We start from the raw sequence: 19,203 nt of genomic DNA, 5'->3' as shown, positions 1-19,203 counted from the left end.
GTTCGGGTATCCATGGCGTGCGCGCAAGCTGCTGAAATCTCGATTTCCGCCCACGAGTACCAGATGAAGCATGAGGCGGGATCGTTGGATCTGCGTTGGTCAAGGTGTCTCTCTCTTTATTGTGGGCCGTTGTGGCGAGAGAGATTCTGCGAAGCGGCTAATGAGTTGACCCTGACGCCGAGATGCTGGTGACGAACAGGTTAGCCGAGTTCCAATGAATGTGGATCCCGGAGTATCTAGGATCAGAGTCGACGGCCTAATTTCTTGAGTAGTTCTTCGTGTTCGCGGCGGGCCGCAGCCCTGGCCAAGGCTTTCGAAATCCAGTCCTTTGGGACTTGTATATCTTCCGCGCGAAGTTGGGAGAACGTGGCTTCGTTGGACGGAGGTGGAACGAAAAAGTTGGAGTCGGGTGGGATTGCCTCGTCGCGTTCAGAAGGTAGCGCCGGTGAGGTAGCAGGCAATTTTGCCTCAGGGGCCTGGGCCATCGACATACTGTTAGGCTCGCCGCGATTGGAGTCGGCGTCGGGTTTAAGAGCCGTTGAAGCTGTTGTTCGCGCTTTCGCCGGGCTGAGGCGATCGAGGATGCTCATCAAGTATGAGGCTTGCCTGTCCGTAAGGCGGGCATTCTTTCCGTATTCTGAAATTCGGGTAGAGATCTTATGAAGGAAGATGGACTCGCGAGGGTTCGCCTTTCCGCTGAGCAGCGCGTTGTTGAGACGCTTTTCCAAGCGGCGGTATTCGTCTCCCACGATCATCGCAGTTCTCCTCTCGAATGAGCATATCGTCCGTTGCGATCGCGCGACCTGGACGCCGGTGCGGGATGGGGAGAGAGAAGGAAGGGAAGGAGGGGAAGTTGTGAGGGGCGCGTTCCCGAAACCTGGTGAACGTCGGAGGGAGGTTCTGTGCCCGAAGGGCATAGCTTCGCCTGCGCGGAGGCGAAGCTGCTGTCGATAGAGTGTCCGAAACCCGGAGCCACGCCGTCGGTCAGTCTTTGGATAAGCGCACCCTGCTTAAGTAGGGTAGGCCGGGGTCAGCCGGTCGGCCTTTGTTGCGCCGCTTCGTCTGGCGGGGCTATTGCGCAACACATCCATCAATTGCGCAACTGCTGCAGGTCGGGAGTCACCGGAGCCTGCTCCTGCTTCCAGCTTTGAAACTGTCAGCTTCTGCCGATGCCTTTCGGCTTGCGATCCGCTAATTCTTCCTAGCCTGGCTAGCCGGAAGTCGCGGAGCCCATAAGGGGCTGGCTATGCTTGTTCGTCGTTGTGACGAACTCCAGCGACCGCGGATAATGTTGAAACAATGATTGCCACGGGGTCAGAGCGATCCTGATTGATGCAATGGGACAGTCCGCTGACGGACGGGATTGCTGCTGCGTAGCCGGGAGAAATTCAAACAACGCGAACGATCAGGACCGGTCAACCCGGCGCAAGCTACGAATAGCTTCGCGCTCGTTCCACCGCCAAAAGCGTTCTCCGCCGCTCACCAGGTGAAACTTGCTCGATTTCCACAAACCGTTCGAAGACTCGGAATTGAACGGCATCATTGTTGCGTGTTGAGAAGCTCGACAAGGTCGACGCGCCGAATCGAAGCGAGACCTCTGCCGGCTGTACGCGGTTTGCTGAAGCGATAGGACATGAAGCCATAGCCATGCCGCCCGGCACGGCAGTGCTAAGGGTAAGAGCCCGTGCGTCCATTCCGACGCCGAAAGTGATGATTGGATTATCTCTGGGCGCTTGCCAGACAATTGCTGCGACAGCAGCGGTGAAATCTGTGACATCGAGCTGAAACTGAGCCGTCGCCGGGCCGTTGTCTGGCCAACTCGGCAAAGGCGGAGCCATCGGCGCAATTATTTTGAGCCGGCCGTCGAGGAGCACGCATTTCTCGCCGGAGACGCCAAGCTGGGTCTCGGACGATTTCAACTGCGTGAGCAAGACACCTAATACCTTGGCGCAGAAGGCCGGCACGCGTAGACAGACGCTGGTCAACCGATCCGATTTCACCGACTGGCACGCAGAGGGCGACATGCCGAGCGCCTCTTGGTCCCAGATCTGCAAAGTGTTCAGGTTGTTTCCCGCTCTGTCATTGTCTCCGGCAAAGTTGCGGATTTCGGCGAGCGTCTGTCTGACCGTACGTGGGTCGACTGATTGGAGGACCAGGCCCTCATGATCGTCGATAGTGACGGAACCGACCTTGGTTAGCGTGTAGGGCCAAGTAACCGTAAAACTCGTCTGAAGCCTCAAGATGCCGACGAAACCTTCCTCTAATTGCACCTCTCCGAATAAAAGTTTGCCGCTTTCATCGAGATCACCGTGACCGAGCGCGGCCAGGCTGTCGCTCGATAGATTCAGGTGAAATTCTTCCCCGACTGTAATGCCTGTGGTGTTCGCGATCGGCACCGTTGCTTCAACCGCGACTTCTCCCTGAGCCAAAAGCCGGATTGAGTCGCGAGAGATTGCCAACGTGAAAGTGCCATCGCCACTTACAGTCGATGCTGCGCGCCATGCGTCACGCAGCCGCGTGAGTTCAACGCCACATTCGATGGTTCTGGCTGGTTGCAAGCCTGCCGGAGCTAGACCTGTCTCTTCGGACGTCATCTCTGGACCTCCGCCGTCATCACGACCGAGAGCCGTGCGTCATCCAGCGGCTCCTCGATGTAGACGGCCTTACTGCCAATGGCGATTTCAATGTTTGCGCTTGAAATGCCCATGGATAGGGTGCGGAGAAGCGGCTCTACATGCATTTCAAGCCGAAGAGGGCCCACGTGCGTGCCCGTTCTGTGGCCGTCCAACGACATTTCAAGCTTGCGGGGCGTTTCACCAGCATCATCTGCCATGAGAACGAGAGCCGCAGCGCCTTGTTCATCAGATTGAATTATCACTCTGCCCCTCTCCCGAAACATCCGGGCACCGCGCTGCACAAAGGTCGCGAACGCGCTCGCTGGCACCAAGAGGGTGTCTGACAAATTGAATGTGCCCGGAAGCTTAGGCAATTGCTGCTGTGCCAGCTCGAAGCCGAACGTCAGTTCATCATTCCTGAACAGGCAGAATTTGTCACTGTGCCAGATCTGGAAAGTAGCTCTCAACTTCAGCGCTGGGATCACCCATCGTAGAAAACGCGGTTTGAAGGTCAAGTTGAGACCCTCGAATACAGCCGAAGCAACCTGAGCCCCCATGCTGACCCGAAGAGCGCGAGCAACCGCATCCTTGACCTCGATATAGTTGAAGTGCGGGGCTGCCTCCTCCGACGGCGCGATCCTGGAGAGGAAGAAAAACGCTTTATGTATTGTAGCCGAGGACACTTGTGGCCGATCAACGCTGGTCTCGACCCCACGGCGCAAAGTATCTGTGTGGGTGGGGTAACCCTTTATCGAGTGCGTGAGTATCGGCCTCTGGAATCGATCCGCGCTGAACCGAAGAGCGCCTTCCTTGATGCGGAAGGTCGCGATGTGGCGAACGGTTCGAGCTGCGGCATACAAGTCAGCGAGGGAGACGATGATTGGGAAAGAGGTGGACGCGTCCAAGTTGGTTGGACGCCCCCTTGTGACATATTCGATGAATGCGTTACCCGTGTTGCCATGCCAAGCCACTCCGGACGAGCTTATGGTGAGCCGACATCGGCGCTGAGTTGCGGATTGAAACTTTAGCAGCGCTGTGAGCGCTTTGAGAATGGTCTGGAGTTCGGCCGCGCTGACGCCGAATGCCACTTCTCCCGGGCCAAGTGGCTCTTCGCCCAGCTCGGGTTCCGTCAGGCCGCTCACGCCTCGCTGGATTTCGTCTGCGCCAAGCGTGCCAAACTCGCCGTCCAAGGAGGCGTTCGCACCCCCGTCGAGGTTTTTCAGCAGATCGTCGAATTCCGATCCCAGATCACCGAAGTGAACATTCTCCATGGGATCAATGGGCGTTCCTTCCCGATGCTCTTCCTTGAAGGGCCCTCCAGCGGAGTCGTTGAGATCTTGTTTGTCGTCACTCATTCCAAACGGTGTCCATGCTCCCGCGAACCGATAAGATATAGACGATTCGGTGTGGCTCAACAGTGTTCAACTGCCATGCCGGGCGAGATGCACGTCGATGGCTGCCGGCAACTTGAGTCTTTCGGAGAAGTACCGCCCACGCATGTTCCGTGACTTCATCGGAAAAGCAGATGCGGTACGATATCTTTCCACACAGGTCCAGGAGAGCCGCGGGCGTAGCGTTTTGCTGCACGGCCCGATGGGCTGCGGCAAGTCATCTTTGGGAGAAGTGTATGCAGCGGGTCTGCTCTGTACGGCTGCAACCGAGCGGCCATGCCGGCTTGAAAGTTGCCCCTCGTGCTCGGCGCTTATGTACGGGACGCACCTCAACCTCGCGCACTTCGAGTATGGCCGGACCTCCGACGAGGAATTTGCCGATCGAATCAATGCTGATGTTCGATCAGAGACGTTCGGCAACGGCCATTTCGTGGTGTTGATCGACCGGGCGGAACTCTTGTCTAACCAAGCGTTCGACATCTTGCACGGTCAGATGAAGAGGCCATCCGAGCGGGTAACCTTCATTCTATGTGCGATCGATAAGGACGCGATTTCGCGAGAGGCATCCGCATTGTTCTACCCGCTTGCCGTTCGTCCTCCCGGCTTCTTGGAGGCGATCGAGTACGTCAACAGCATCAGCAGCAGGGAAGGAATGCTGCTAGATGCAGAGAGTGCGGAGGTGTTAGCGGATCTCGGTCGGTCTTCCTTCGTGGAGCTTGGGCTTACGCTTGAGGTTCTGTCCGCAAATGGCGAGATAACCGCGTCGGCCATACTCGACTACTATGTGAGTGGCGAAGCGGCGGCCTATGTTGATCTGGTCGCGCAGGGAGCTCCTTTTGAGGAGCAGTTGTCGTTGCTCGAAGGATGGCAGTGTCCCGAGAGTGAGAAGATTCGGCGAACTGGGGAGTATCTAAGTCGGCTCTTTGACGTTCGGCACGGGGTCAGCTTCGCCAGTCTTCGTCAACTGGGGCGTGAGGCAAAATTCTCAGGGGCCATTAGCAGGCACTCCGATATGCTGCGGCAGCATCCTCGTGCGCTCGCAAACCGCATGCTCCAGATCTGGGATCCAGAACCTTTCGCTGGACCAACAACATTGCTCAGAAAGGCAAGCGAGTTCGATGCGCTCTTCCGGAGCGCTGCTCCTGGTGTGAAAAATCCAGACGTCACCATCGCAGGTTGGCAAGCTGCAGACCGGCGCACCCGTGACTATAGGGCGGCCGAGGCGCGAGAGTCGAAGGCGCCCGCACCCTCTCAAGCGGAGACGGCAACTGAGGTGACGTCACTGACGTTGGATGAAGCTAAGAAGCTTTGGCATGGTGCATCATTTATGGTGCAAGTCTATGGAGCCCTACTAAACACCCGCATAGAGATCCGGCATGGCAGCTTCGTCCCGAGGCCTGCCAAGAGGCCAGAGCAAGTTGTAACGGATTTCTTGCGGGAGCTACGCATCTTTGTAAACCGGGTCAAGGTCGACGCGAATGCGGAGTTGCACACAATATATGTGCACCGGACGGATAAGAACGGTGGTCTAGTTACAATGATCTTCGCGCACTTGCCCAGTTGTAAGCGGAACGTGAGCGGTTGGATACAAGCGTTCTTTTGTCGCCGCGCGAGCGCCGCTTCTGTCCACGAGGCGCTGTCGGTCGATGCTGTTGATGAGAGCGAGTCATTCGAGCGGCATCTCAAGCTGATTCGAAGCGCTTGCACCGGTCTCATGCCGATTAAGCCCGAGCATCAAGTGTTTCTCCGCAGAACGAGAATTCCTGCGATGCAATGTCGCCCCCTGGGACCAAAGCGGACGCCCCAGCGGGTCGGTCTTTCGAGGTGGATCGACAGTGAGGCGCAAGCTGTTGCATCGGAGGATCTTCAAGTGCTTCACGTGCTCGAAGATCCCACAGCCGACGCTTGCTCCGGCTGGGAGATGAAGGAGTTCGCGTACCGGAAGCGGATAGTTGATGAGCGCCTTCGCCTCGAAGCAGCCGCGCAGGAGCGGATTGACGCGGGCATTACCCTCGCTGCTGTGAAAGTGCAGTGGCGGAATTCCCGCGCGCTTCGTGAGGTCGGCCGGCCTGGATTTTCATAGTTGGTAGAAATTTCGGGCCTTTTGGTTGGTCCAGTTTTCTAGAAAAAATGATGAATAATATCAATTATTTAAGAGCAGACGCCAGGGTAGCGCAATCTCTGCCGAGGGATGATCGTTCATTTTGGCTCATAGATGGTGTAAATCTGCTTTCATAACTAAGCTAGACTCCGAGGACGGCCCCTGCTCGACGAGGGCGTTATCGGAGGGATCCGGATTAATTGCTGCCAGCGCCCCAAGCACCGCCTTCATCGACGGCGCCACCATCGCAAGATCGTAGAAGCCCAGCGACGTCTGAAATGTCTTGAGCTTCCTTGCCATGGACGTCGGCAGCCCTGCGACTTGGTCCTAGCGCCGGCGCGCGACCCAGGTGCCGAGTAGGAACGCGACGAAGAGCGAGGACAAGGGGCTTGTACCGTCACCTTGCGCAGCCGCTCGGCCCAGCGCAGCGCCGCCTCGTTCGAAGGCTGGCGCTGCGACCTTCGCGTCCCGGCCGACTCCGCCTGGCCGCTCGGCCGCGGTGCACCCAGAACGTCCTGATCGCTGACCAGGCGAGAGGCTCCGTCATCGCGGAAGCTTCCTTCACATCCACGCGGTCCTCCTATTTCGACCTCAGGCTGACTTCCGCTGTGGCTTAGCCGACGGCTTCTTCGCAGCCGTCTCCTTCGGCTTCTTGCCCTCGATCGGCATGAGCATCTCTTTCTGGCCGCTCGATGCCTTGCGCGGTTTCTTGGCCGGCTTTGCGGCCTTTGCCGGCGCGGCCTCCCGGCCAACGCTTCGCCGGAGCGCCTCCATCAGGTCGACGACGTTGGTCGCCGCGGGCCGCTCCTTCGGAGTGATCGGCTTGCCGGCGCGCTTCTTGTTGATCAGGTCAATGAGCGCCGTCTCGTAGTGGTCCTCGAACTTCTCGGGCTCGAACCGCCCTGCCTTCTGGTTCACGATGTGCCTGGCGAGATCGAGCATGTCCTTCGTCACTTTGACGTCCTGGATCTCGTCGAAATACTCCTGTTCGCCGCGCACCTCATACGGATAGCGGAGCAGCGTGCCGACGAGTCCCTTGTCCAGCGGTTCGAGCGCGATGATGTGCTCGCGGTTGGTCAGCACCACCCGGCCGATCGCGACCTTGTCCATTTCACGGATGGTCTCGCGGATCACCGCGAAGGCATCGTGGCCCACCTTTCCGTCCGGACGCAGGTAGTACGGGCGGATCAAGTACCGCGGGTCGATATCGGCCTTGTCGACGAATTCGTCGATCTCGATCGTGCGCGTGGACTCCAGCGTGAGCTCCTCAAGCTCCTCCTTCGTGACCTCGATATACTGCCCCTTGTCCAACTCGTATCCCTTGACGATGTCCTCGTTGGGCACCTCGTCGCCCGTGTCGGCGTCGACCTTGAGATACTTGATGCGGTGGCCGGTCTGCCGGTTGAGCTGGTTGAAGCTGATCTTCTCTGACTCGGAGGTGGCCGGATAGAGCGCCACAGGGCACGTCACGAGCGACAAACGCAGGAAGCCTTTCCAGTTGGCGCGGGGGGCCATGTACGCAGAACTCCGGTTCGAGACGGCCTGGATTCAAGACGAACGGCTGACCATGGTTCCGACAACCGCTGCCTCGCCATAAGGCCCAAATTTTCGGTCGAGGACTCGACTCTTCTGTTCTTGTTATGTTCTAATCGGACATGATCGATCGACCCGCGAGCTGGCGCATGCCGACCCCAAAGCAAATGGAAAAGATGGCAGCTCTCGTCCGCAAAAGCGTGCCCCGGGAGCGAGGATTGGCTCCGGACGATGATCTGCCGCAGGAATACTGGGAGGCGCTCTTGGATGACCCGCGCGCCGAGGCCCGCTCGGTCCCATCCGGGGCGGGGCTGCGGCTGAGCCAAATTCCTCAACATATTCTGCGGGTGGGCTGCCGCCGCTGCGCCAGGGTGGTCGAGATCCAGAAGGCAGATGCCGCTCGTCTCTACGGTCCGGACGCGCTCTGGAAGGATGTCGGACAGCGGCTGTTGGACAATACCTGCACCCGGCGGACCGGGCGCCATGAGGAAGATGGCTGTTGGCCTGCGTTCGAGTAGTCGCCGGCGCGTCCGGAACTGGATGCTGCCATGGCACCGAAACATCACCCGACGCCTCTCTCCGGAGGAGACCGCAAGGCGCTCACCAAGGAGCTCGGCCGGGCACGCGCGATGACGACGATCCTCGCTGGACAGGCCGCCGAAGCCCGGGCCAAAGGCGAAGCTCTCATTCGTCAGGCCGACAAGCTGCTCTGCGAATCCTGGAACGAGCGCATGTGGGCAGATGGCGGGCCCATTGATCCATCACCGACGGTCGACCGGGCCATCAACGGGGGCTTCGCCTCGCTCGAGATCGAATGCTCGCGGTGCAAGACCCGACGGAACGTCGACTTGGCGGCGCTGCCTCATCCGCCGACCACATTTGTCCACGACTTGGCCAGTCGGCTCCGCTGTAGCAAATGTGCTAAGGCCGGCCGTCGGCCGTCTGCCACGCTGCTGCAACTGATGTCGCGCCCCCGCCTGCCCGCTCAGGAGACTTGATCGTGTGCAATCTCTACTCGATGACAAAAAACGTCGACGCGATCCGCCGTCTGTTCGGCGCGCTGAACAGCAATGTCGGCAACCTGCCATCGATGCCAGGCATTTTTCCCGACTACCCCGCGCCGATCGTGCGCAACGGTACCGAGGGACGCGAGATCGTCATGGCGCGTTGGGGCATGCCGGGCTCGCAGCGGGCCCTGATGGACGCAACCAAGAAGCGCGCGGAGAAATTGCAGGCCAAGGGCAAGACCGTTGATTTCAAGGAATTGCTCCGGATGGAGCCGGACGGCGGCACGACGAACATCAGAAATGTCGGCAGCACCCACTGGAAGCGATGGCTCGGACCAGAGCATCGCTCCCTGGTGCCGTTCACGTCGTTTTCCGAGTACGACACGATCGACGGCAGGAAAGTGCCGGTCTGGTTCGCTCTGGACGAGACCCGGCCTCTGATCGCATTTGCCGGGCTGTGGACCAATTGGACCAGTGTGCGCAAGGCGAAGGAAGGCGAGATCGCCACCGACGTCTTCGGATTCCTCACCTGTGAGCCGAACGCGGAGGTCAAGCGCGTCCACCCCAAGGCAATGCCGGTGATCCTGGCGACGGCGGAGGAATACGAAGTTTGGCTCCGCGCCCCTTGGGATGAGGCGAAGTCGCTGCAGCGGCCCCTCACGGACGGCGCGCTGCGGATCGTCGCCACGGGCGAGAAGGAAGACCCGGCACTGGCCGCGTGAGCGAGGCAATTTGGTAGCAAACTGCTGCCACATTGGAGTTCGCGGCTGCGCAAAGCGCGGCGGAACAGGTGGACAAGCGGCGGCTCCAGCGATTTCGAATCCCTGCCCTGTGCTAACTGCCGGGAACGATGCGGGCGGCACAAGGATTCGTCCGGCGGGAGCGATCTCGATGCTGATGACCAAGGAGAGACGGCCGGCGATCCGGACGCTGTGCGGCTGGGCGACCTCCGTGCTGCAGGAGGCGGGCGCTATCCGCGAATGCGAAGAGCACAGTTGGATGCAGGATCGCGCCGACCCGCACGCCCGCGATCGGGCCTATGATATCGCTCGTCGGGATCCGCCGGCAGACGTTTCTCCCGACGAAGCCACAGATGCGATCACAGAGCTTTTGGATTCGGTCGGCGATACCTGCCCCGAGTGTCCACCCAAATGACTTGGTCTAGGCTGCGACGGCTGGACGGCGAACGTCTATAATGTAGGGATGGTCCGGTCCGATTCAGAGCAAGGCGACTCGAACGCGTTCGACCGCAAGATCATCCATATCGACATGGATGCGTTCTATGCGTCCGTGGAACAGCGCGATAATCCGGACCTGTGCGGAAAGCCGGTCGCGGTGGGCGGCTCGGCAGAGCGCGGGGTCGTGGCGGCCGCGAGCTACGAAGCCCGCAAATTTGGGGTTCGCTCTGCGATGCCCTCAGTGACCGCGAAGCGACAATGTCCCGACCTGATCTTCGTCAGGCCGCGCTTCGAGGTCTACAAGGCGATCAGCCGGCAAATACGGGAGATCTTCGCCGAGCACACAACGATCATCGAACCTCTGTCGCTCGACGAGGCCTATCTGGACGTCACCGAAAATATTCAAGGCATCCCACTCGCCAGGGACATCGCATTGCGCATCCGCGAGAAGATCAAGGCGGAGACCGGCCTCAACGCTTCGGCCGGCATTTCCTATAACAAATTTCTGGCGAAGCTCGCTTCCGATCACCGCAAGCCCAATGGGCAGTTCGTCATCTCGCCGGAGATGGGGCCGGCCTTCGTGGAGACGCTTCCTGTCGGCAAATTCCACGGAATAGGACCCGCAACGAGCGCTAAGATGAACGCCTTGGGCATATTCACCGGTCTCGACATGCGCAACCAGACGCTGGAGTTCATGAACGCGAACTTCGGCAAGTCGGGCTCGTACTACTATTGGATTTCGCGCGGTGTCGACGAACGGCCTGTTCGAGCCAACCGCACCCGGAAATCCGTGGGCGCGGAGAATACGTTCTCGACCGACCTTACCGAAGCCGAGGTCCTGATCGCCGAGCTTGAACCGCTGATCGACAAGGTCTGGCGACATTGCGAATCGGCCGGCACGCGTGCCCGAACGGTGACGCTCAAAGTGAAGTTTGCCGACTTCGAGATCATCACGCGCAGCCGGTCCGTCTCTTCGGCTGTCGCCAACCGCGATGGCCTCGCCGAAGTGGCCATCGGCCTGCTGCAGGACAACATGCCCTTTCCGAAGCCGGTTCGGCTTTTGGGGGTGTCACTGTCGTCCTTGCAGGTCGGAAATGGTGCGGAGCCGCAACTGGATTTCGGACTTTGATCCGGAATAGATTCACGGCGCTCGCCAAAACCGCTGCGCAGGTATCAGAGGGGCAGTAAGAATCGTATGCTCGAAGCTGACTTAAGTTTGGCCGCGATGGCCGAAAGGTTGACCAAATCCGCTGACTACCGCGTCCTTCGGCGCTTGGTTCACCGCGAGACTTCCGCTCGGATCACAGGTCAAAGCACAAAGACAGCCATCCTGCTCGACGTGGAGACGACCGGCCTGGACCAGCAGAAGGACGAGATCATCGAACTCGGAATGGTCAAGTTCGACTACCTACCCGACGGTCGTATCGCGGCCGTCAGGGATGTCTTCTCATCGTTCAATGAGCCGTCCGAGCCGATCCCGCCGGACGTAATCGCACTCACCGGGATCACGAACGAAATGGTCGCGGGCCATCGGATAGACGAGGCAGCGGTATCATCGTTCGCAGAAGATGCCGTAATCGTAATCGCCCACAATGCCGGCTTCGACCGCAAATTTGCCGAACGCTACTGGCCGGTATTCCAGCGGAAAGCTTGGGGGTGTTCGGCGACCGAGATCGATTGGCGAAAGCACGGTTTCGAGGGCTCGCGCCTCGGCTACCTGCTGAACGGCGTCGGTTTCTTTCATCAGGCTCACAGGGCGGTTGACGATTGCCACGCTCTCCTCGAGATCCTTGCGTTCGAACTGTCGACAGCCGGCGCACCGGCGCTTGGCATCCTGCTCGAGCAGGCCCGCAAAAAGAAGATGCGAGTGTGGGCCGAGCAGTCGCCGTTCGAGCTCAAAGACGCACTCAAGCGGCGCGGCTATCGTTGGAGCGACGGCAACGATGGCAGACCGAGGTCATGGTACGTCGACGTCGACGAAAGCAAGCTGGACGACGAAATCGCGTTTCTCAAGGCCGAGATTTATCTTGGTGAAGTAGAGCCGCGCTTGCGGGTCCTGACGGCATTCGACCGGTTTTCGGTCCGAGCGTAAGGCGCGATAGGCTGTCGTCGATTGCGGCGCTGGCGATTGTCGTCCCCAGCCCATCAGCCGCCAGACAGCGGCATAGCAGACAGGGCAGCTCGCGTTCGGATTGACGTAGCAGCCAGCGATTGACCCGGCCGACTCGCACTTCAGGACACTTATTGCTTCGAGGCGATGCTTGCCGAAGACCAACCGCGCCCGATCGGAGCGCGACATGCGACCTAGTTCACGAACCATCCGCAGGTGCAGTCGGCTTAGTGATTGAAGCCTGGCACGCTGCTCTGCGCGGAAGCCTACTGCACGTTGGTGTGCCGCGCGATCGAACACAACAGACGGCGCCGAATTCTCCTATCTAGAGGTCGGCCACCTGGCGATCCAGTCTCGCAGATCAGCCGATAGGATAAGGGTTCGATTGCCTCGTTTCACAGCACGCAGCTTGCCTTCGTTGATCTCCCTGTACAACATACTCCGGCTCGCGTCGGCGAGCTTGATGACCTCCTTCATGGAATATGCGAGCTTGTCCGGGATTGCCGGTACGGGAAGCTCCCTTTGGGGTGGCTTCGCCTCAACCTTCGGCGGCGGTTCTGCTGTAGCGGCCGGTTGGGTTAGGAGGTCTTCCAGGATATTCACCGCCTGGCGCACGTGATGGAACAGCTCGCCCACCCTCGGGTCGGATTTGCGGGGCATCATTCACCCTCCTGGGAACTCGCGAGCTTACCGTTAATCTGCACTAATTTAGGAGTTCGAGTGTGAGCGAGGCTGCTTTGGAGGCGCTTGCCTTCAGACGATTTCTTGTTCGAGACCTCGAGACCCATGCAGGGCGAGACCGTCCCTCAAAGCGGCTGCGTCTTAAGCCAAAGTCGAGGCCCTGCTCGGTCGGCTCACGTTGGCGCTATCCTTCCGGGCCTAGTACGACTTCCGGATTTTCGTCTTCCTCGAGCTTCGTGCCCAGGCTGTAGCTATGCAGACGAGCGCTCCGGTAGCGGAATTTCGATCCTCGCATGACGACGAACTTCAGGCGCCCGGCGATCAGCATCTGGAGAATTGGCGTCAGCGCGTCCGACGGGATGCTTAAACTCGCAACCAATCGTTCCGGATAGACCTCGATCGCTCCGACGGCGATCGGTTTGAGCTCCTTCCGACGCTCCTCCTCCAGGCTGATTGACGGAAACAGCGACACCTCCATGTGGTCGGTCTTCAACCCGGTTGGCAGCAGAAGCCGGCCCTTGATCTCCACGTGCCGGTGCTCGTGATAGGGATCGAGTGCGTTACGAAGGGTGTTGAGCGCCAGCCAATAGGTGAAATCCCAGTTTTCGATCTCGACGATGTAGTCAATGATCTCCTCCGTCGGCTTGTGCCGGCGCTTTGCCTTTCTAGAGACCTTTTTCTTCGGCTCGGTGACCATCGCGGCCTGTCCGAGAGTTTGGGCTGGAGCGTCGGCCCTACGGAGCTAGACGATCATAGAACACGATCGTTGACACGAATTTGGATAGGGCTGCTGCATCCGCGATTACCATGTCGACTCGTCGAAGTCTCGCGTCTGCACCCGTTCGGCGTCCTCGTCTTCGACGAGTTGCTCGAGCATCTGCTTCTGCTTCTGAAGCGCGGCGGTTTGATCTTCCGCCTCGCTCGCTCCGATCTCGCCCAGGACCATTCGCCGTCTGGCCTCCGACTCCTCCACTCTTTGGTCGAGATTCGGCAACCATCCGACTTCCAGATAATGCGGCGACGTCGATCGCTCGTCGTGGACGTCGCCCAAAATGCGAATACGACGATTGCGAGACTCCGCGAACCAAGAGGTCGGAAGCCCGAGATTTTTCCAGCGGATTAAGGTTATGACCGAAGACGGGTCGATGACGACTGCCCACCGGGGCAGTCTCTCGATGCCTGCTTGTCTCGCGAGATCGGCGAGCAACGTAACGCCCCAACGGAAGACGGGAGGCTTCTCGAAAAGACGGCCGAAGCTGATGTAGATAGCGTGCTCGCGTTCGTTCCCGACGATCCTGTTCTGCTCGATTTCCGCCGCCAGTTTAAGCAGCCCGATATCTTGGAAGCGAAGCGTGCTTTCTTCAATCGTATCGAGGATTGCCAAAAGGCCGGACCAGTTTTGCCGATCATACTCGGCGTATGCGGCAGCGATTGCGAGTAGAGTAAAGTCCTCCGCGGTTCCGCCGGGAATCTTGCCGTTCAGTCTTTTAATCAGTCCCGCGGGATCCGCTATGTTTAATCGTCCTACCGTCAGAAGCTCGTCCCACTCCCTCAGGGAAGTTTCCGAATAGGGCTCGGCGCGAACTCCGCCTTCCGTCTCGAGTACGGCGACGGGCGTTGTCAGGGCCGGAAGCACCCAAATTTCGAATTGGTCCTTATTCCGAACCGCAATCGGGGTCACGGTCGCGTTGGTGAGGTCGGGCTCGTCGGGTCGTACCAGTTCCGGGCCGAAGACATCATCGCGCCGGTAGCGATTGCGGAGGGGCTCGAGGCCGATCTCCTGCGGCAACTGCACTGTGTCGGCCTTAACGCCGACCCTCAGTCTTCTGGTCCAACGGCCCCAGGGGAGATCGATAGTCATCCGGTACTGGCCGGGAGCGAGCAATTCGATCGGATGATCTTCCAGGTCCTGGAGCGACATCTTGCGGGAGGGCATTTCGTCGGAGAAGCTCTCCAAGGTCACGCACTCGTCGTCCTTCAGAAAGCCGCCGAGCAGTGCGGCGCCTGATTTGTCAAAATCGAAATGGACGTTCGGCTCGGCGTTCTTGGGTTGTCCGAACGGTGACATGATCACGCGACCGCCTTCGCCCGGGCTCTCGCGTCTCAGGATCTTCAGCCAATCGATCGCGATCTCGTGCGCATCGCGGATCGAAGTGTCCTCGATACGATTGAATGTGAGTGATGGCCCGTTGGCGTCCTTCCTGAACGTCAAGTTCGGCGGAAGTTTCGCTCCGCCTATTTCTCCGACGGGACTGAGTTGCTTGGCGATTTCCGCCGACATGGGCCCACCTCCCGGACCAGGACCCACCACGATGTTGATCTCGTCCGATCCATCGGTGCCCTTTGGGGCAACGGGAGGCGGCTGCCTCAATTGAAAAATGATGTCGGCGGTCGGATTCCCGAGTCTCTGCTGCAGAGGCACGTTCACCGCCTTCCAAGCGCTTTCGCGAGCGACGGTGCAACCGGCATTGATCAGATCCTGTAGGGGAAACTGCAGCGTGACAGGTATCCTCAAGGGAACGCCCTTCGTGGGCATGAAACAATCGCGCGGGATAAGCTGGGATTGCAGCCTGATCGAGCGTACGTCGCCGACCGCGACGGCCGGATCGACATCGACCGTGACTGCGGCTGTAGGTAGGGGGGGTAGCTCCACGATGGGCGAGAAGCCATCGATCAGAGCCCTGCCATGGGGTTTGCAGAAGGGCGTTTGAAATTTCTGAGCGCCGGCCGCCGCTTGAGAGATCTTGACCGAGATGATGTTCGTAAAAAGCCTGCCCAGATCGACCGTTCGTGCTCCAGTCGTCCAGTCATACTGGATCGCGTCCTGCTCGGGATCGTCGGCCTGCAGCTTCGCCCACAGCGTCGGATTGAGTTCTTCCAGGGAGTACCGAACGAGAACGCCGCGTCCATCCCCAGCCCATGCTCTCTCGCCTGCCGAACAGGCATAACAGGCCGTCAGCGCGTTGCCGGGGGCTGGCTTGTAACTGCCGGGAGGAGCGTCAGGCCCCTGTGCCTGAACGCTGCTGATCTGCCCGATACTCGCAGTAGTATCTTGGCACGCATCGTAGAACAGGAATTGGTCCTTGTACTTCCAGCTCTGAAACCACTCGATGTACTCATCGATCTTAAGATTCGCGCGGGTGATGTCATTGACGAGATAGTTCTGGCAGAGAAAGACCGGACCGGCGCCGGGTACTGACTTTCCATGGCCCGACATGAAGATGAACAGCTTGTCGCCTTGACCGGCCTTGGCCAGTTTTCCGAACGACGCCAAGATGGTGTCGATGTCGGCGGCCTGTATGACGACACCGGGCGGGAATTGTGCGCCATCTATCGGTGCGATATGGACGACGATGCGGGCTGGGGGGACGCCTATCGAGATCAGCCACTTCGCCGCCGCGACCGCGTCGTTGACGCAGCCGGGCAGCGTCGGGATGTCCGAGCGATCGTACTTGTCGATGCCGATGATCAGTGCATCCGCGTTCATAGTCACTATTTCGGCCAGCTCTGGGTGATCTTCTCGTAGAACGCAGATTGACGGAAATACGCGCTGTGCGCTTCTGGGAACGGAACGTTCGACGCGATCTCGAAATCCTCGATCCCGTCGGTCACGCCGGGGAACGCACGACTGGCGCAGAACGACAGGAAATCGTTGCGGTCGAAGATGTTGAGCCATGGCTGGTACGGGGCTCCCGCCGGAAGCGCTTGCTTCAGCCGCATCGTTCCGAGCGCGTCGAACTTGAACAAAACAGGCGCTTGAGAGCCGACCGTGATCAACTTTTCGACTGGCAACCGGCCCGCTTGTCGAGCGCGCGAGAGTAAGTCGACCATCATGATGCCTCCCAGGCTGTGTCCCAAGACAACGACGCGTTTTTTCTGTTCGGCAAGTCCGACGATCTTCCTCTCGATCGCGGTGAGAATGTCGTCACCGCGGCGTTCGTAGAGTAGGATGTCGCCGACGCCCGGAGACACTCCGTTCATAAGGCCAGTTCTTCGGTCGCGTCCGTAATAGGTCGCGACGCCTTCGGCTAGGGATTTCACGCCGTCCCAAAGCCATGATCCTAATCCTTTCGTCCCCGGAAAGAGATCAACGATCTTTTGAACAAGTTCGTCGCGCTCATCCGCGACGTAAAGCGCACTCGGGCCTGTGCCAACTTCGTTGCGATAGCCGATCAGGGCCTTCGCCACGATCGCACGAGCCACCGCTTTCACGAGATCCGTGTCCAAGGCATCGCCTGCCGCTGACGCTGCAGAAGCGAGCAGGGGCTCTTTCAGCAACCAGAGGGCCGCCTGCCGGATGTCTTGAGCTTTCACCTCGCCAGGAAGCGGGTCCGAGACTTTTTGCGCCACGTCGGCAAGCATGTTCGTCATGGCGATGTCCGGAGTCTGAACGCCCGGCATGGCGGCGTTCTGATCGGCCTGAGCCGGAGGTCGCATCGAGGCCATCCGCAGTTCGAGCAGCGGATCGCGGAGCAGTTCGGCCCAAAGTGCCGCCTTCATCCCTATCTCTTCGGGACCGATTTCGTCGGCTTTCGCCGCAGTCGGCGGCAGCACCTGCTTGATAGCCTCGTCGTCGACGTTGACGCCGAGGTCGGGGCCCCAGCAGACGCCCTCGATCTCGATCGGAAGCTTTCCCTCGAATCCTTTGCGCAAAAGAGCCATCGTCTGGTCGAAGCCGCTCTTGCGAACGCCCGTTCCGTGGATAAAGAGCAAGGTATCTGGCATATCCTTCTCCACAATTCTCCAAAAGCTAGTGTCGCATCGAGAATTATCGTTCGGGTCGCGCGTCTTTCGTGGCGCGAGTTTAAGCGGTCCTGCACGTTCGCGTCCGTTGTTGCCGCGCATGCGCAGAAAAGTCGTCGGTCCCACGGCTTCGTGAATGAAGAGATCGAGATGTAGAACGCTTAAGTTTTTCTGATCGGGAGATATTTCACTTTAGCACACTGAGTTGGCGCAACAGGAATCTTGCTCTACCGAGGCATTCGTGAAACGCCGCTTACCGGCGGCCCAGGCCGGTGCAAAGCTGGGCTGCAACCGCCCCGCGCACTATTGCGGTCCCGCGGGAGGAGCCGCGGAATTAGGTGGTGAGGGTGACGCCGCGGGCGGCGATACGTTCGATGACGGTGCGGCGTTTCCTGCCTGAGGTGGCGGTTGCGGAACAGTTTGAGTGAGGTCTGGTTGCTGAGACGAGCCGCCCACGTCCAGATTAGCAAATGAACCATAATCTGGGATGATCGCCGCTCGAAGCCGACGAATCGCATTTGCCCAAGCCTCGATCCGATTGTCTCTCGTGACTGATTTTGTTTGTGAGTCGCATTTCGCCGCAAGGATGATTTCCTGATGTAGCTGGCGCAAGTTGAGCAAGGCACGAGTGTTCTGCGACAATATTCTTGTCGGATCATAAACCTGCTTAAGGCCAGTCAACGAGGTGCCGGCAATCGATAGAGCTATTGCAAAGAAGGCGACCCACCTAAAGCCTGAGCCGGGGCCAAAACTCACATGCCAAAGCCGCGTTCTCAACTTTTCTCGTTGAAGGGTCTTCTGCTCGTCATCGGTCAGCTTAACGGGACTCATCTTACCTTGCAGCGTCACAAAGAGAGTCGCGAATGCAGAAACAATCAATGTAGCCAATCCGAGCCTTTGAACCCAAGGAAAATTCGCGCCGGCCCCCTCTGCCGCCGCTATTCGGGCGCGCGCAATCGAATCGCTGAGGGCCAGGAGGTCGCGGTCATCACCAGTCAGTTGCAAGAGCTTCTGGTCTTTATCTCGGTTTGCAAGAGCGGCCTCATCTCCCGCTTTGGTAAGAAACACATGGCTTCCGGCTGGCGTAAGATCGAGCATCAACGCGCTGAAGGCGTGCCGGGGCAGTACGTCGATTGCAACGTCAGATAATTGTTTGCAATTGAAGACTGCGTAGGCAACTAGCTGATGGTCGGAACGCGCCGCGGACCACTCCGCATCGTCTGCGCTGGGTTGCGGTTTCAAGCCGTCGAGGAAGAAGACTTCGGTGGGGCGTGTCGCATTGGATCCGATGGCAGTGGCCTGAGAAGGCTCCGATTTGCCGATCAATGGTAAACTGCCGCCGCGGTTGATCCAAAACACACCCGCGACCACGATCAGGACTAGTACTCCGAGTCCTGCGATTGATCCAAGGACGGTCCATGACAGGCGGCGCTGCGGTTCACCAGGATACGGCGACGACATTTTCCCAACCACCTTTGCTCACTGCCTGAGCGCAAAAATCGATCTGAAAATCTCGAAAGTCCGGCGTGCCACTTCGCTTTCAGGTTGACATCGCGCTCAGCGGCTCGATAGCATCCTAAGCTAGTATCGGGAAAAAATGCAATTGGGCTATTTGTACTGAACCCGGGATCGCGCGCAGGAATCTTGGGATTTGCAGCTTTCTAAATAGGGCGACGACGTGGGCCGCGCCCTTCGTCGAAACGGATTTTCAGCCGGGGAATTGTGACGGCCTAGCGTGAGGTAGCTCGCGGCCGCACAGGGCCCCGGATTGCTCGGGGCGACTATGCGTACGTCCGCGCCAATTAACGATGTCAGGGACGGCGCAGGCTCCGCAACGCGCGTCG

The 19,203-nt window shown here is 59.2% G+C and carries 16 protein-coding genes and 1 pseudogene; 7 read left to right on the top strand and 10 right to left on the bottom strand.

The genetic code is table 11. The features are described 5' to 3' along the window. Positions 1–242: 242 nt before the first annotated feature. The 3 genes from QA645_RS00775 to QA645_RS00765 form a co-directional block, all read right to left on the bottom strand. Entirely contained in the window at positions 243–755 is a 513-nt protein-coding gene (locus QA645_RS00775; protein ID WP_283047531.1) for a hypothetical protein, read from the bottom strand. Positions 756–1,430: 675 nt separating this feature from the next. Beyond that, positions 1,431–2,594, bottom strand: a complete 1,164-nt coding sequence (locus tag QA645_RS00770; RefSeq protein ID WP_283047529.1) for a hypothetical protein — start codon at positions 2,592–2,594, stop codon at positions 1,431–1,433. Beyond that, positions 2,591–3,970: a hypothetical protein gene (locus tag QA645_RS00765; RefSeq protein ID WP_283047528.1), complete on the bottom strand. Its 1,380-nt coding sequence runs from the start codon at positions 3,968–3,970 to the stop codon at positions 2,591–2,593. Before QA645_RS00765 ends, QA645_RS00770 begins: the two co-directional genes overlap by 4 nt. A 97-nt stretch (positions 3,971–4,067) precedes the next feature. On the opposite strand from QA645_RS00765, the gene QA645_RS00760 reads away from it, so the two are divergent. Further along, positions 4,068–6,089 (top strand): hypothetical protein, encoded by a 2,022-nt coding sequence (locus QA645_RS00760; protein ID WP_283047526.1) that lies wholly within the window; start codon positions 4,068–4,070, stop codon positions 6,087–6,089. Between the two features lie 228 nt (positions 6,090–6,317). Here QA645_RS00760 and QA645_RS00755 read toward each other — a convergent pair. Both QA645_RS00755 and QA645_RS00750 read right to left on the bottom strand, forming a co-directional pair. Next, positions 6,318–6,407, bottom strand: a pseudogene (locus QA645_RS00755) (cell envelope biogenesis protein TolA); the annotation flags it as partial. Between the two features lie 291 nt (positions 6,408–6,698). After that, on the bottom strand, positions 6,699–7,622 hold the full coding sequence (locus QA645_RS00750; protein ID WP_283047524.1) for a Ku protein: 924 nt from the start codon (positions 7,620–7,622) through the stop codon (positions 6,699–6,701). A 140-nt stretch (positions 7,623–7,762) separates the two neighbouring features. Between QA645_RS00750 and QA645_RS00745 the strand changes: the two genes are divergently transcribed. The 6 genes from QA645_RS00745 to QA645_RS00720 all read left to right on the top strand — a co-directional run bounded on the left by QA645_RS00745 (position 7,763) and on the right by QA645_RS00720 (position 11,917). Next, complete coding sequence (locus QA645_RS00745; RefSeq protein ID WP_283047522.1) at positions 7,763–8,158, top strand: hypothetical protein; 396 nt, start codon at positions 7,763–7,765, stop codon at positions 8,156–8,158. 30 nt (positions 8,159–8,188) lie between these two features. Then, entirely contained in the window at positions 8,189–8,638 is a 450-nt protein-coding gene (locus QA645_RS00740; protein ID WP_283047520.1) for a hypothetical protein, read from the top strand. Positions 8,639–8,640: 2 nt separating this feature from the next. Then, the gene (locus QA645_RS00735; RefSeq protein ID WP_283047519.1) at positions 8,641–9,369 is read left to right on the top strand and encodes an SOS response-associated peptidase family protein; all 729 of its coding nucleotides are present in this window, start codon (positions 8,641–8,643) and stop codon (positions 9,367–9,369) included. A 169-nt stretch (positions 9,370–9,538) separates the two neighbouring features. Then, positions 9,539–9,802 carry a hypothetical protein gene (locus QA645_RS00730; protein WP_283047518.1) on the top strand — a complete coding sequence of 88 codons (264 nt, stop codon included), beginning with the start codon at positions 9,539–9,541 and terminating at the stop codon, positions 9,800–9,802. 48 nt (positions 9,803–9,850) lie between these two features. After that, positions 9,851–10,954, top strand: a complete 1,104-nt coding sequence (dinB, locus tag QA645_RS00725) for a DNA polymerase IV (RefSeq protein ID WP_283047516.1) — start codon at positions 9,851–9,853, stop codon at positions 10,952–10,954. Between the two features lie 66 nt (positions 10,955–11,020). Then, positions 11,021–11,917 (top strand): 3'-5' exonuclease, encoded by an 897-nt coding sequence (locus QA645_RS00720; protein ID WP_283047514.1) that lies wholly within the window; start codon positions 11,021–11,023, stop codon positions 11,915–11,917. A 339-nt stretch (positions 11,918–12,256) separates the two neighbouring features. On the opposite strand, the gene QA645_RS00715 is transcribed toward QA645_RS00720, so the two are convergent. From QA645_RS00715 to QA645_RS00695, 5 genes are all read right to left on the bottom strand, one after another. Further along, the gene (locus QA645_RS00715; protein ID WP_283047512.1) at positions 12,257–12,598 is read right to left on the bottom strand and encodes a helix-turn-helix domain-containing protein; all 342 of its coding nucleotides are present in this window, start codon (positions 12,596–12,598) and stop codon (positions 12,257–12,259) included. Between the two features lie 202 nt (positions 12,599–12,800). Continuing rightward, positions 12,801–13,313 (bottom strand): hypothetical protein, encoded by a 513-nt coding sequence (locus QA645_RS00710; RefSeq protein WP_283047511.1) that lies wholly within the window; start codon positions 13,311–13,313, stop codon positions 12,801–12,803. Between the two features lie 105 nt (positions 13,314–13,418). Next, positions 13,419–16,103: a caspase family protein gene (locus QA645_RS00705; protein WP_283047509.1), complete on the bottom strand. Its 2,685-nt coding sequence runs from the start codon at positions 16,101–16,103 to the stop codon at positions 13,419–13,421. Between the two features lie 5 nt (positions 16,104–16,108). Then, positions 16,109–17,341 (bottom strand): hypothetical protein, encoded by a 1,233-nt coding sequence (locus QA645_RS00700; RefSeq protein ID WP_283047508.1) that lies wholly within the window; start codon positions 17,339–17,341, stop codon positions 16,109–16,111. Between the two features lie 321 nt (positions 17,342–17,662). Then, the gene (locus QA645_RS00695; protein WP_283047507.1) at positions 17,663–18,820 is read right to left on the bottom strand and encodes a hypothetical protein; all 1,158 of its coding nucleotides are present in this window, start codon (positions 18,818–18,820) and stop codon (positions 17,663–17,665) included. Between the last annotated feature and the right edge of the window lie 383 nt (positions 18,821–19,203).

It is taken from the genome of Bradyrhizobium sp. CIAT3101, assembly GCF_029714945.1.
GTDB lineage: Bacteria > Pseudomonadota > Alphaproteobacteria > Rhizobiales > Xanthobacteraceae > Bradyrhizobium.
The sequence above is the reverse complement of the archived record's forward strand: the minus strand, read 5'-3'. Positions and strand labels throughout refer to the sequence as shown.